The sequence below is a fragment of the Furfurilactobacillus cerevisiae genome (assembly GCF_048961765.1).
Lineage (GTDB): Bacteria > Bacillota > Bacilli > Lactobacillales > Lactobacillaceae > Furfurilactobacillus > Furfurilactobacillus milii_A.
Genome location: NZ_CP185253.1, coordinates 849,456 through 863,475 on the forward strand (window position 1 = coordinate 849,456; position 14,020 = coordinate 863,475).

Here is a 14,020-nt window from a genome sequence, read left to right on the forward strand (position 1 = left end):
TGTTAGTCAAAATTGACCGTTTGTTAACGCCATTAACCAGTACAATTTAATCATTCAATAAAGCGAAAGGAGTAATGCAGAGATGATACGTTGGCGTCGACTAAGTGTCGTTAGTATGTTGTTGATCATTACGATGCTGCTTGTTACACCCAGTCACCGGATAAATGCGGCCAGTGGGCCCGTTGTGACCTTTACAACAGGCACACAGGTTAATCCGCAAAAAGTTCAGTTTGTTACGGAAAATGACACGGAGCAAAACGCCACAATAACGTTGAGATTGCCATCATCAGTTATTGCTGATACCGGCGATAAAAACACTGTGGCGTTGGACTGGAATGAGCAGTTAACGCAAACCACGCTGTCACTTTCTGCGCATCAAACGCGACATTGGACGATTGCTGTTAAAACGTTAACGCCGGGTACCGGCACGATCCAGGTGCTTGATAGTCAGCGACATCAATTAGCTACACAGGAGATATCAGTCACGTCAACTCAAAGTAGCGATGTGGCCGCGTCAAACTTGAATGGCAGTGATAAGACCAGCGCGACGGTAAGCGGCAATTCACAAACTGATGTAAGCGACAGTGAAGGTAGCAGTAACAAAGACCAATCACATGTCCAGCTTCCGACGACTGGGTCAGTCAGCGCCATGAGGTCATCAACTAGTATGTCGACGAGTAGTTCAAGCAGTTCAAGTTTGAAAACCGATCACGATAATGATTCGAATTCTGATAAGAGCAGTGTTCAAAAGTCAGCTGATCAGACCACCACAGCAACGTCCTCGTCGGCTAATCAAGTTCAAGCGCTACAACAATCGAACAATCAACACACTAAGAATATGCCGCAAACTCGGGCAGCTGATGATACTCGTAATCCGGTGATTGATTATGGTGATCCGCTTGCTGGCAACCGTGTTCATTACACAGGCGGTTCGTTGTCATTACCAGTGTTCCTGACGGCGCCAAAGGCCGGGCGTTACTTGGTTTATCTGGAGCTATGGTCCGATAGGTATCAAGGCGTAGATGAAATTGTGATACCGGCAGCAACTAACCGTCAGAAATTTACGGTAACAATTCCGGCCGAGTATATGCCGCAATATAGTGATCAGCTTTCAGGATTCAATTTATATGTTGGCGATGAAAATAATGATTTTAGTGATCCTCTTCATTATGTATTGTCAGTTGATGTGCCAAATCAGCCGTCTAACGGTCTTGGTCTGGTGGCGCCGAATGGGATTACATTCAATCCGACCGACGACCCCATTGACGCGTCAACTGCATGGCATCAAAAACTTCCGGCACGCATTGTCCCAGTCGATAGCGATGCTGTCGGTGCCAACACACTGAGTGTTGTGGATGGACGTGAAGCGATGACTACATGGACATTAACGGTTTCGGCCAGCCAGTCAGATCAGTTAACCGGTGCTGATCATGACGTACTGTTTGATGCGATGCACTATCTGCATAATGGCAGTGATTTACCGATTAACAACAACCAGGTTTTAGTTGCGACGCAGGGCGAGTACCCGAGCGAGACCATTCATGACGTTGATTATCACTTGTATTCAACGGTGACAAATGTTTCTCAAAACTGGAATACCAACACTGGTTTGTTTTTAGAAATGCCGACTGGCACCGGAGGAGGTGAGGCTTATTCAGGAAGTGTGACATGGCACGTAACAGATGGTGTCGCAAATAATTAAATTGCTTGAACCAAATAAAAATAACCTGAAAAAGGAGCATTAATATGTCATTATCAACAAAAATTAAACTCTTTTCCGCACTTGGCCTTGCTGTAGCAGGTCTTGGCATGTCAGTACCGACAGTTGCGAAGGCCGCACAAACATCAACAGCAACTACTCGAGCAACCGTTGCATTTACACAGGATGATCAGACTCCTGAAAACCCGGTTGATCCAGAACATCCGGACCAACCTGGGGACGGGAGTAATCCTGGTACTGGTAACACAGGTGCCCTAACGCTTGATTATGTTTCAAACTTCAATTTTGGGGTTCACAAGATTTCTCCTTCGCAGCAAACGTACACCGCAACCATGGACAATGCGAATAAGTCAGCTAATTTTGCTCAAGTAACCGATAAGCGGGCTGGCGATCCAAAGGGCTGGACTCTTAAAGTGACTGAAAAAGGTCAATTGCAGAGTGTCCGATCTCAAAAAACTTTGAAAGGCGCTGAAATAAGCTTGACTGACTCACGAGCAGGCAGTGGTCTAGGGCTGTCACCCGACCAAGTGAACGTGACGGATCAAAAGCTCATGCCAGATAATCAGGCTGTTGTAATGAATGCTTTAGCTGGCAATGGCTATGGTTTATGGACGGACGCTTGGGGGACGAAAGATAACCCTGGCGCTAAGTTAACGGTACCAACTGGCGCATATCCTGAAGAAGACGTTTATACAACCAGTTTGAACTGGTCACTGGAAGATATTCCAACTAATGGTGGTAACCCAAATTCCCCAACCCCGACGACGGTTCCGGGTGGGGCTCAGGGGGCAGTTAATGCCGACCAAGGTGACTAGCAGAGAATTAATATTTGGGAGTGAATGAAATGACGCAAAAGAGAATCGGCAAACGTTGGCGGTGGCTACTCGGTCTATTCGTTGCGTTGGCGACCCTGTTGTTTGGCATTCACGTCTCAGCGGACGGGCTGGCCTTTTCGGTGCAGCCCGTTTTGCCGACTCAACAGGTGAATCAAAAAGTAACGTACTTTGACCTTAAAATGAATCCCCGTGAGGAGACAACGTTGGTCGTCAATGTTCACAATAATAAGAAAACACCACTCCATTTGAAAACAGATTTAGCGCAAGCAACGACAAACCTGAATGGGGTGGTGGAGTACGGAAAAAATAAGGAACGATTGGACGATAGCGTTCCGGCTGATTTTGCTAAAGTGGTGAAACTGCCTGCCAAACCAATTACGATTGCTCCAAATGGAGATGGTCAAGTGCGGATGCAGGTAACCATGCCCAAACACCATTTTGATGGACAATTAGCAGGTGGTCTGACGCTGAGCGATGCAGACGCCGATAATGCAGTGTCATCATCGAAAAAGCAACAGGCAGTGGCCATTCAAAATCGATATCAATTTGTGGTTGCAATTGTTTTGTGCAACAGCGTGAACAAGGTATCGTCCAAACTGTCATTAGGAACGGTTAAACCTAAGCAGGTAAATGCTCGTAATGTTGTTAGTGGTGCCATTCACAACGAAACCGCTACTTTTGTTAATCAGTTGAAAGTAACGGGTGAAGTCAAAAAGGCGGGTAGTCAGACGGCATTGTATACCACCAAGCAAGTTGGTTATCAGTTGGCACCCAACGCGGTGATGCAGTTTCCGGTATGGTTAAAGAATCGGCCATTAAACGCTGGTCGTTATACGCTAACGATAACTGCAGTCGCGCAAAAGAAACGGTGGCAATTTAGCAAGAATTTCAAGGTTACAGCACAGAAAGCACATCATTTAAACCGGTCATCCGTTGAGGTAAAACCAGATAATACGTGGCGTAATGTTGCTATCGGGGCCGGCAGCGGGGCTACTGTGTTAGCTGGTATGTTGGCGTGGGCACTCATTCGGCGGCGCCATTAATTGGTTGGCGTCAATAACTTTACGAATTAACGTACTGATGAATTAACGTACTGATAATGAAGAATTAATGATTTTATTTTAGTGAAAGCGTTCACACACTCGCCTTTATTTGTTACACTATTGATACAGTAAGGAATGAGGAAGTGACCCGTCATGATAACTAATGTAGAAGATTTTTTACCAGTATTAAAAGGGGTGCTCAGAGGATCATTTAGTGATGACCGTGAGCTAGTTGGTGGCGTTGTTTCCCGTTTGCAAGATTCTGATACCATTCATTATGGCGTCACCCGTTGGCGAGCAAAAGATACTCAGGATCACGAATTTACATTTAAGAAAAATGAAGATGGTACATTTACGTATTTATACAAGCATTAACCTGCGGCATAAATGTGAATAAAGGCGTGACGTAATGAATATTCCCATTGCGTCACGCTTTTTGTGTACGTAAGTCGCGACAAATAGAATTTATAATCACTAAATATTAAGGAAATGTTAAGCTTTTAGTTGAGCAAAATGACTGTCCCTGAATTAGATGTTTTACTCGCTAAAACATGTTGAAAGGTAAAGCATTTCAAATTAGTAACAGGCCCCATTATGGCGGCTTTTATTAAGGACGTTAATTAACTTAATTGTGCACAACTGTTTTTCTCTTAAAACAGCACTAGAACAAGCGAAACACAATTACTTTACATTAATAATCGACGATGACTATAATCGTTTAATAGATATAACTAGATTACAATTTTGAATTTTAAATATTCTGTTACAGCGTTGTTAATTTAGTTAAAAGAGAGTAGGAGGTTATTGCTGAAAATGACTGAAAATCGCCTAGGTCGTATTCCCGACACACAGAAGCAACATTATAAAATGTATAAGGCTGGTAAGCAGTGGCTTTTTGCGGGCTTAACTTTGCTGACCTTTGGGCTAGTCGAGGCAATGACTCAGGATGACGTGCATGCCGATCAGACACCGACGACGGTTCAAACACAAACCGGTTCTGCGTCAGCCACTAACACAGCATCTGCTGGTTCCGCGGTTCTTTCGACTGCAACCAGTCAGACGCAAACAACTAGTCAAGCAAGCGCCCAAAGTGAACAGAGCGGTAGTCAAACATCGGCTGCTACCTCTGCTTCTTCTGAGACTGCTAAGAGTGACACAACGGCTAGTCAATCGAGTAAAACGACCGACTCAGAGTTGACTTCCCGTGCAACACTCAGCAACGCAACCAGTGAGACTGTGCCGGCTTCTGCACCAGCGCAAACACCCGGTTCAGTAACGAACACATTGATTAATCCGGCTACGCTAGGTTCCCGTGCTACATTAAGTGACGCTACGAGTACAGCAACTTCCGCTAGTTCAACGGTTAGTGCTAAGCCAGCCAGTTCAGCTAGCCAAACGGAGACAACTTCCGTTAAGACCAACGCGGTAGCCCCAACGACTACTGCCACCACGACTGACAAAACTGTTGCTGCCTCAACAGAAACAAAACAGACAACGGTGGCTGACGCAACCAGTGATCAGACTAGTACGGCTTCGCAAAGTTTGACGGTGGTCAGCGTTGCTGCTGCAATCACTAATGATGAATTGAATACAATCAAGTCTTCCTTGGCTGCCACTAGCCAACCTGCTGAAATCGTTCGTATGGACGAGACAACGGGTACTACGGGCGCGACTGGAAGTACTACCGATACTGCAGACACTACAAGTACAGGCACCGTAAGTGCGACACCGTCTAGCGAATACACAGCGGCGGCTAATGCGGCCGTTACTGCGGCTAATACAGCAGCGACTACTGCCGACAACAATCTGACGACTGTAGACCAAACACTAGCAACCATTAAGGCTACTGCTGCGTCTGATCCAACGCAGGCCAATGTCACCAACCTGTTGGCTTCGGCAACCGCAGCACAATCTAACGCTAGCGCAGCTGTTACTGCTGCAGAAAATGCACTTAAATCTGCTCAAGATTTAGCTGCTTCGGCAGCTTCTGCTGAAACTGCGGGTGATACTACTGCGGCTAGTAACTTTGCTGATGATGTTAAGACACAACAAACCGCTGCTGAAGCTGCACAAACCACAACGACTGACCAGGTTTCCTCGATAAATGATTTGAATACACAGGTAAATACTCAGGTTGCTAACGACAAAAAGGTCGCTAGTATCGGACAGTATGTACAAGAAACATCGACGGCTGCAGCTAATCAAAATACATCTAAGGGTGCGTTAAGTGATACAGCTGGTCAAGCGGCAACAGCTGCGGGTAAGGATTCACAAAATGGTTCGGTACAATCGGCCAATAATTCTATTCAGGCTGATTTAAATGAAGCAGCCACTGATTCAACTGCTGCGGCGAATGCACTGGCTGCAGCAAAGATTGCGTCAACTGCGGCAGCGGTATTGGGTTTGAGTTCTGATGCAGCGTTAACGTTTGCAGAAACTGCTTCTAATGAGGCATCGACGGCTACGTCATTAGCTGATAAGACAGCTCAGGCGCTTGCCAATGCAAAAACCGGCCTCAATAAAATTCAAGGCTGGGTGACAGCAGATAGTATTGCGGCCCAGAGTGCGGCTCAGAGCGCCGTTGGTGCGGCTCAGAGTACTGCTGCCGAATTACCAAAAGTCACAAACGCAAATACACAAACCCAAAGTAATGTTGCAATTGCCGGATCAATTGCCGGAACCGATTTAAAGAATAAGGATCTTCAGGCTGAAAACACTTCAACTCAGGCTAATGGCACTGATGCTAATGATTTGGTTACTAAAGCTCGGGCTGCAAGTACGGCCGCAGAAAGCTATGCCAATCAGGCTGCTAGTGCTGCGGATTTGTATGATCAGGTTGCTGCTAAAAGTTATGCAAATTTGGCGGCCGCAGAAAATACGCTTGCTTCTGGCTACACTACCAGTGCTAATTCCCTAGCTAGTGCAACGACTTCGGCTTATGCAAACATCAAGAGTGTTGTGACTTCTGATAGCACTGCGGCCAGCCAAGCTGCTGATTCGGTTGTTAATACGCACAACTATGCTTCTGGTGTAATGAAAACCGTTAGTGACCAGATTAAAGCGATAGAAGATTATGCTTCACAAGTTAATTCTGCGGAAGTTGCAGATCCAGCGCTTGCTTCTAATAGTGCTTTTACTTCAGCACAAGCGGCATTAAAGTCGGCACAAGATAGTGCACTGGCACAACAAAATGCTGCTAACAATCAGTATGATGTTACGTATCCGTATATGATTAATAACGCGCTTTCAGCAGCGGCAGAGAATGATGCTGCTTCAGCTAGTTATTTTGGTTATAACGGTGGTAAGCTCCTTAATTCTATGTTTGCTGGTTTCCTCACGAAGACAAACACAGCTGAATCGGTTGCTAACTCTGCTGCTGAACTCGCCCAAAGTATCTTAATTGTTGATAGTACAATGGCATCGCAACAAGTTACATCCACTCAAATTGCTGCTGATGATATTAGTAAACGGGTTAGTTCCGCGACATCTGATGTGAATAGTGTAAATAAATATGATAGTCAAGGAATGTCATTAGCCGCTACTGATACTAACAACAGTGCCGTTCAGAATTACAGTAAAATATTGTCAGCCAATTCGTTAGCAACGTCGGATATGCAGAGTGGTTTGACTAGTGGTCAATCTACGGCAAATTCTCTGCTATCTGCAGCATCCAGCGCAGCCCTTATTAATGATGTTGCCCCGGCGGAACATTATGCTAGTCAGGCTTTACTACTTGCTAGCAATATGGCTGAACTGCAAAATAAAATAGATAATAATCGTGACCAGGCGGCTAATACGTACACCCTTCTGTCAAACGCTGTTCACACGGATTCTATTGCTTCTTCTAACTTCGCCCTATCAGCGGACAGTTCGTCAAAGGTTGTGAGTGGAGTCGCAAATAATGTCGACCCCACAGCCAGCACGAATGCTAATTCTGCTGCACAGTCAAGTTTAGCTAGTTTAGGTGCGTCAGATACCGAAAATGACAGCGTGCAAAAAGCAATGAAGAGTTTGCAGTCTCTCCAGGGCTCTTTGATTAGTGCAAATTCCACAATGCAGAGCTTGAAGACTGCGGCTTCCGTCTATGCCTCAACTGCGGCCAGTGCGGCGGGTTCTAATAATGATGTCAGTTTGGCAAGCCAGAATGCCTCGGATGCCGCAAAAATGGAAGCTTCGGCAGCGGCTGCTGGAACCAGCGTGACCAATTTAGCCTCGAGTATTGCCGACGGTCTCAAGAAGCTTACGGCTTCGGTTCAAGCGGATAGTGAGGCAGCAGCAAAATCCTCGAAAGAAGCAGCAAGTCAAGCGACTAGTGCCGGCACAGCAAATACTTCGGCCACAAACGACAACACATCTGCACAAGGACAAAATACGTCGGCACAGAATGCGGCTGATAGTGACAAATCGGATGCAGCGGTTCAAAATTGGGCGAAGTCAGCCTCAACACAAGCTTCAACTGCTGCAAAAGCCGCTTCGGATGCGTCAAGTGCGTTAAACGCTGCCAACAGTTACGCAAGTGCAGCCTCCGATGCAGCCAAGTTGAACGACGCTAAGGGTGCAAGCACTGCTGCGAGTCAAGCTACTTCGGCTAATAAGTTAGCAAGTGAAGCAGCGACATCGGCTCAAAATGCACTGAGTTCATTAACGGATCTGAACACTTCGATTACTAACAAGGTTGAAGCTGACTCAAAGGCCGCTGCGAATGCCGCAAAGAGTGCCAACGACGCCGCTACAAGTGCAGCAACTGCCGCAAGTAGTGCTACGACGGCTACTAGCACATCTCCAACGAGTTCTGCAAAGAGCGATTCAAGTAATGCGGCAGTACAGTCAATGGCTTCGCAGAATAGTGATTGGGCAAAAAGCTTGAGTGCTGCTAATTCAACAGCACAGAAAGAAAGTTCCATTGCTCAAAGTTACGCTAGTGCAGCAGATAAAGCGGCAACTACAAACGATAGTGCAACTGCAATTTCTGATCGGGACTCTGCAATATCGGCACAAAAAGCGGCTTCGAATGCTGCTACATCGGCTACAGACTTTGCCAAGAGCATTACCAATCAGAATACCGCAATTGACAAGCAAGTGAAGGCTGACTCATTAGCCGCTTCTCAGGCTGCCGCTAGTGCCAGTGCTGCAGCTTCCACTGCCAACTCCAACGCGAGTGCCACGAATTCATCAACGACGAGTGCAAGTAACGCTGCTACTAGTGCAACAAGCGCTGCTAAAACAGATTTGACGAACAGTGCAGTTCAGTCAATGGACAAGCAGAATCAGGATTCATTGGCAGCATTAAGCGCTCAGGATTCCACTGCATTATCCGCCGCTTCAGTTGCTAAGAGCTATGCAGATGCTGCTTCCACAGCGGCGACTACAAACGACAGCGTTACTGCAGCATCTGACAAGGCTTCGGCCGAAAGTGCTGAGAAAGTGGCTGCCAATGCTACAGCTTCTGCAAATACCTTGTTGGGACAGGTTAACCAAACGAACTCTGCCATCAACAAAGCAGTCAGCATCGATTCCACAGCTGCTAGTTCATACGGTAGCACTGCTACCAGTGCTGCTACGTCTGCTGATCAGGCTAAGAGCGCGGTTACCAGTGCAACGCAGTCGACACAGCAAAGTGCGACGGTGGCTGCTAGTCAGGCTGCAACGGATCAGCAAAATAGCACCGTTCAATCACTTGCTAGTGAAGCTAATTCACTGATGAGTCAGTTGAACAGTACTGAGTCCGCCGCTACTTCTGAAAATCTACTCGCCAGTGCCGCTGAGTCGAGTGCACTGAGTGCTGCCAAACTGAATGATCCGAAGACGGCCAGTCAGTTTGCTTCAGAAGCTCAGAGTGCCCAATCAGTTATCGCTGGTTTGAGTGCCGCAGCTGCTAAGTTTAGAAGTCGGATTGACGCAACGTTTGAGAACATCAACAGTGCGGTTAGCCAGGATCATCACGATGCAAGTGTTGCGGCCAGCGAGGCTGCTTCCGCCGCATCGAAAGCTGCTAGTGAAGCGTCTGCCGCTCAAAGCGATGCTGAACGGTTAGCAAGTTTGGCTAACCAGGCACACAGCCAAGGTCAGTCATCACTTGAAAACAAGGCGCAGTCCTTAGTTAACCAGGCTAATAGCGCTGCCAGTGCGGCCGACTCATTAGCCAAACAAGCTGCTGAGGATGAAGAGCTAGCCAAGCAAGCGTTGGCAGCAAATGATCCAGCACTTGCTAAGAAGTATTCGGACGCCGCTAGCCAGGCGTTAGAACAGGCAAACAAGTTACGCGAGTTCGCGGACAGTTTGGCTGCGCAAGCTGCTGATATTGAAGCTCAGTTAAAGGTATTGCTACCACCGAAGACGACTGGTGATTCAACAGGGAATGGTAATAGTTCAGACCCATCCACAACGGGTAGCTCTTCATCCGTAAATGATGAAATGAGTAACGTTGAAATGAGCAATGACCAGTCATCAACAACTAGTACTGGTGTGGCTACAACCGGAGTCAACGGCGCACGTGGTTATAACGGTCAGTTGACTAACGGCAAACAGGCATCATCGCCTGTTAGTCCGCAGTATGTTGGCCGGCACTTACCAGATACTAACGAAGCGAGTGAACTTGAAGCATTGTTAGGCATTCTTGGTTTAACGACGCTGATTGGTTGGTTTGGTCTTCGCCGTAAGCATGATTCACTAAAGCATTAAAATAGGAATATTGAGCATCAAAAGACCCATCATCGTTGAATTGTAACAGGTTGTTACAATTACGGTGATGGGTCTTTTATGTGATGACATCTTAATCGTTACGAATTTCCCACTGACTGGTTTTAAACGTACACGGTTCCTGCCGGGTGCGGGTGAGGACAAACGCCACGGCGCCAAGCTGCTGACGTGCGTTTGGCACATAGTATTGTGGCAGGTGCGTTTCCTGATCGGCATCGATCAGAGCAATCGATTCACAATCATTAATAACCTTCCGGGCTTTCGTTTCACGGTTTACAAGTACAAGTTGCATGTGGAATCACCTCGCGTTCATCATAAGCATAGAACGATGGATCAAAACGTTGCATCAAATCATGTCTTCAACATCTTTATTCACGCGTGTTTTGAAATTTGGTTGGTAAGCCTGTTGAACCAGCTCGATTATCGTCAGTGTAGCATGGTTGCAAACGAAGATAAAATTGTGTGCCTATTACCAGTCGTCAATTAGTGTGTCAGGATACTCAATTGAGGCCATTTTTGTTGCCACTGTTTGGCGGCCATTCGTTGGTCAAAAATAGCCATGTGGGCGGCATCCTGTTGGTACATCGGAACAGGACGGCTAATGAAGTTGAGCAGATCGGCCACACCGTGTGGTGCAATCAAACGTAGCTGACCGGATTCGTCCAGATAGGCGCCGACACAAGTAGGTGTTTCAACAAAATGACCGATCGCATCGGCAACCGAAGTAAACGGCGGCACATCATTAAAATTGTGTGTATTCATGTACGCTTCGTTTTTAACCTGCCACTTATATTGTGGCAAACGGTCCTTTAGCTTAGCTTGAATCGGGAGGTTATCTTCATATGGCCGTTTGGGATCGAAGAACACGACATCAATGTCGGAAGATAGCCGAACCGGTTGATGGCTCAGCACTTGCCACACCGTGTTACGGATACTTCCGGCGGCCAGCGCACCTTGTATTAGATGCTGATCGGCAATGGCGTGAAGAATGGTCATTAGGGCTGGAATGTCTTGGATAATATCTAAAATTTGTTGTGATTGTTCATTTTCGTTTTTCATCATCTCAGTGTAGCACGTTTAAATAATTGCACCAGAATGGCGCAATTATTAGACAGATCAATCCGCATCAATGCTGAATATAATGAAATCGCGGTATAATAATCGAATAATTTACTCTGGCGAGTTGATGTGGAGGAAACACATGACACAGGAACAACTTTCATTTATTACACATGTTGCGCAAGGAAAACCAGAAAACATCGTCCATCAGAATGCGGCGTGTCCATTTTGTGATGTAGCGCACCTGACGAACATCTTAGCGCGAGAGGACGACCGAATTTGGCTCGTGAATAAATTTCGGGTACTGGCCGACACATTGCAAACGATTATCATTGAATCCAGTAACCATACCGGAGACTGGTCGAACTACGATCAACAGACAGCCGCCGTAATTATGGATTTCTCGTTGCGCAAATGGGCAGAGATGCAACGGAATCCTCAATACAAATCTGTGATTATGTATAAAAATTATGGACCACGCTCCGGCGGGTCATTGGCTCATCCGCACATGCAGATAATTGGGCTCAATAAAGTGGATGGTTATGCGCACGTGACGGCGGCCAACCTATCCGGCGAAACGTTTTTACAACTAGGTGACGCCGCGTTGGCCGTGGCAAATGAACCGTTACTAGGTTTTCTTGAATTCAACGTGCGAATTCCCGGGATAAAGGCCGCTGCGGATTTGGCTCAAGCGGTACGTGTACTGACGCACTATATTCTGACGGATTACTTTCATGGTCGTTGTGATAGTTATAACTTATTCTTTTACAATGCGCACGATGGTGCAATTGTCTGCAAGGTTGTGCCGCGTTTTAATGCTTCACCACTAAGCGTGGGCTATCTAGTGCCACAAGTTTTTCAGGCGGATCGAATTAATGAAATTGGCCAGGAGGTAACAGCGCATGCGCACACCTATCTTGAATGAGCACGCTGTGACAATGTTGCAGCGGGATTATCAGGCAAATCTGCCGGACACATTCATGGGTGATTTCGATTTATCACCGGAAGACAGCGACTGGCTACTAACAGATAAATTCGCCTTGATGTGTGGGGTGATTGTTGATCAATCCGTTCCCGCAAACAGAGCCTGGCAATTACCTAAACGTCTGCGTGATCGGATCGGTGAGCAAAACTGGTCGGCCGCGTGGTTTGCCACACATCAAGCCGATTTATTAACGGCGATTCAGACCAAACCCGCATTACACCGTTTCCCCAAAACGATGGCGCAGAATTTAGCTAGCTTGGGTCAAACATTGGTAACGGAAGCGAACGGCGACGCTGAACAATTTATTTCAACCACTAGTTTCGAAGAGCTGGAGGCCCGTTTGTCACCCATTCATGGCATGGGGCCTAAAAAGGTGAATGCATTAGCACTGATTATCGTGCTAGACTTAAAGCAGTCACTAACGGGGATGGATAAAAGCAAGTCACTTTTTGACGTCCATTTAACGCGTATTTTGAGCGATTATTTGCACCGGCCAGCGACGGCAGCGATTGCCAATGTCGTTTGCCAACAAATCGATCCGACTATGCCGGCTCGTGCGGCTACTTATCTGTGGCGATTGGATCGTCAACACAGAACGTTAACATCAATCATTACGCAGCCCGCTAGTTAAAAAGAACGATAAACGAAATTTATTACTGGAGGCACTAAAATGAAAGTTACACATCGTAGTTTAGTTACGGAACCAGCTCGCCAATTATTTGGACTCCCATACAAGAAGCAGGAACATGGTTCATACAACTATGCCTGGTTAGACTGGGAAACAACAGATAAGTTTAAGCAATTGGAAACCATCAACAAGCCCTTAGACCCTGCCAAAATTGGCCTATTAGTCATTGATGGTGACGAAACAACTTACTGGATTGGCAAATGGTTCCGTAAGGGTCAGAAGGTGCCAGAAGGCTTCCAAGCGATTACAGTTCCAGAAAGTTCTGCTGCCGTTGCGTGGGTTAACGGCAATCCAGATACTGGCGACTTGTTTGGTCAACGGGCCATGGAAACAGCCCATCAGGAACTCGTGACTCGTCACATGATGACGGAGGACGACTGGACTAACTTGAAGTATGTCTACGAACGCTACGATCCACAACGCTTCCAACCGGAAGAGAATCCGACGACGCTGGACTATATTTTCTATGTGAAATAGTGCTAACTGCCGCTTGCGGTTGTCAGCATTGGAACGCCGCCATGGGACCGGTTCAAGCCTCCGTAAACCGGAGTCTTTCACCTCGCCACAAAGCCTCGTGAGGACCGCGAGTCTTTGCGCCTGTCCGTGGTGTAAATTCGAGAAAACCATTCGAATTAACACCACATTCATGGCCTGGTTCCAATGCTGACGCCCTGCAGCTCTGTTTAGTTCATTGCTAAAGTGAATCGAATGTGGGCGGTAGTCTCCATTTAAATTTCACGTTATCTGCGGTGATGACTGTGGATCGAGTGATGTGGAATGGTACTGATTTGTCAGATTATGTTAGTCTTCGGAGAGATGTAGCTGGCGGGCGCTGATATTGAAACGGAGTTGTGAAAGTGGCGTTAACCCAGTGGGTTTGCTGGGTTTAGGCCACGGACGAGCTTGAAGACTCGGGTTTGGAGGCTTCAAGTCGAGGTCGAAGACCGCAACGCGGGCTAAGACCGGTCCCCACAACGGAGTTTCAATATC

General features: G+C 46.8%; 10 protein-coding genes. 8 read left to right on the forward strand and 2 right to left on the reverse strand.

Annotated elements, in window-relative coordinates; translation table 11 throughout:
• Nucleotides 1–82 precede the first annotated feature (82 nt).
• The 5 genes from ABUE36_RS04025 (at nt 83) to ABUE36_RS04045 (ending at nt 10,280) form a co-directional block, all read left to right on the forward strand.
• A complete protein-coding gene (locus ABUE36_RS04025; protein ID WP_161002278.1) occupies nt 83–1,702 on the forward strand; it encodes a hypothetical protein in 1,620 nt (539 codons plus the stop codon).
• Between the two features lie 44 nt (nt 1,703–1,746).
• Complete coding sequence (locus ABUE36_RS04030; RefSeq protein ID WP_421017207.1) at nt 1,747–2,535, forward strand: WxL domain-containing protein; 789 nt, start codon at nt 1,747–1,749, stop codon at nt 2,533–2,535.
• Nucleotides 2,536–2,564: 29 nt separating this feature from the next.
• Nucleotides 2,565–3,599, forward strand: coding sequence for a DUF916 and DUF3324 domain-containing protein (locus ABUE36_RS04035; protein WP_161002280.1), 1,035 nt, complete (start codon nt 2,565–2,567; stop codon nt 3,597–3,599).
• 153 nt (nt 3,600–3,752) lie between these two features.
• Nucleotides 3,753–3,974 carry a hypothetical protein gene (locus ABUE36_RS04040; protein WP_421017208.1) on the forward strand — a complete coding sequence of 74 codons (222 nt, stop codon included), beginning with the start codon at nt 3,753–3,755 and terminating at the stop codon, nt 3,972–3,974.
• A 438-nt stretch (nt 3,975–4,412) separates the two neighbouring features.
• Nucleotides 4,413–10,280, forward strand: a complete 5,868-nt coding sequence (locus ABUE36_RS04045; protein WP_421017209.1) for a KxYKxGKxW signal peptide domain-containing protein — start codon at nt 4,413–4,415, stop codon at nt 10,278–10,280.
• Nucleotides 10,281–10,371: 91 nt separating this feature from the next.
• On the opposite strand, the gene ABUE36_RS04050 is transcribed toward ABUE36_RS04045, so the two are convergent.
• The gene (locus ABUE36_RS04050; RefSeq protein WP_161002282.1) at nt 10,372–10,590 is read right to left on the reverse strand and encodes a hypothetical protein; all 219 of its coding nucleotides are present in this window, start codon (nt 10,588–10,590) and stop codon (nt 10,372–10,374) included.
• A gap of 191 nt (nt 10,591–10,781) precedes the next feature.
• The gene (locus ABUE36_RS04055; RefSeq protein WP_161002338.1) at nt 10,782–11,357 is read right to left on the reverse strand and encodes a nucleotidyltransferase family protein; all 576 of its coding nucleotides are present in this window, start codon (nt 11,355–11,357) and stop codon (nt 10,782–10,784) included.
• A gap of 142 nt (nt 11,358–11,499) precedes the next feature.
• On the opposite strand from ABUE36_RS04055, the gene ABUE36_RS04060 reads away from it, so the two are divergent.
• The 3 genes from ABUE36_RS04060 to ABUE36_RS04070 are packed head-to-tail and all read left to right on the forward strand — an operon-like array spanning nt 11,500 to nt 13,507.
• A complete protein-coding gene (locus ABUE36_RS04060; RefSeq protein WP_421017210.1) occupies nt 11,500–12,282 on the forward strand; it encodes a DUF4931 domain-containing protein in 783 nt (260 codons plus the stop codon).
• Nucleotides 12,260–12,973, forward strand: a complete 714-nt coding sequence (locus tag ABUE36_RS04065; protein ID WP_421017211.1) for a hypothetical protein — start codon at nt 12,260–12,262, stop codon at nt 12,971–12,973. Before ABUE36_RS04060 ends, ABUE36_RS04065 begins: the two co-directional genes overlap by 23 nt.
• Before the next feature lie 39 nt (nt 12,974–13,012).
• Nucleotides 13,013–13,507: a hypothetical protein gene (locus ABUE36_RS04070; protein WP_161002285.1), complete on the forward strand. Its 495-nt coding sequence runs from the start codon at nt 13,013–13,015 to the stop codon at nt 13,505–13,507.
• Nucleotides 13,508–14,020 lie beyond the last annotated feature (513 nt).

Bases quoted from the DNA above. Each gene is read 5' to 3' on its own strand.
- ABUE36_RS04025 (WP_161002278.1), top strand. From the start codon at position 83: ATGATACGTTGGCGTCGACTAAGTGTCGTTAGTATGTTGTTGATCATT.
- ABUE36_RS04030 (WP_421017207.1), top strand. From the start codon at position 1,747: ATGTCATTATCAACAAAAATTAAACTCTTTTCCGCACTTGGCCTTGCT.
- ABUE36_RS04035 (WP_161002280.1), top strand. From the start codon at position 2,565: ATGACGCAAAAGAGAATCGGCAAACGTTGGCGGTGGCTACTCGGTCTA.
- ABUE36_RS04040 (WP_421017208.1), top strand. From the start codon at position 3,753: ATGATAACTAATGTAGAAGATTTTTTACCAGTATTAAAAGGGGTGCTC.
- ABUE36_RS04045 (WP_421017209.1), top strand. From the start codon at position 4,413: ATGACTGAAAATCGCCTAGGTCGTATTCCCGACACACAGAAGCAACAT.
- ABUE36_RS04050 (WP_161002282.1), bottom strand. From the start codon at position 10,590: ATGCAACTTGTACTTGTAAACCGTGAAACGAAAGCCCGGAAGGTTATT.
- ABUE36_RS04055 (WP_161002338.1), bottom strand. From the start codon at position 11,357: ATGAAAAACGAAAATGAACAATCACAACAAATTTTAGATATTATCCAA.
- ABUE36_RS04060 (WP_421017210.1), top strand. From the start codon at position 11,500: ATGACACAGGAACAACTTTCATTTATTACACATGTTGCGCAAGGAAAA.
- ABUE36_RS04065 (WP_421017211.1), top strand. From the start codon at position 12,260: ATGCGCACACCTATCTTGAATGAGCACGCTGTGACAATGTTGCAGCGG.
- ABUE36_RS04070 (WP_161002285.1), top strand. From the start codon at position 13,013: ATGAAAGTTACACATCGTAGTTTAGTTACGGAACCAGCTCGCCAATTA.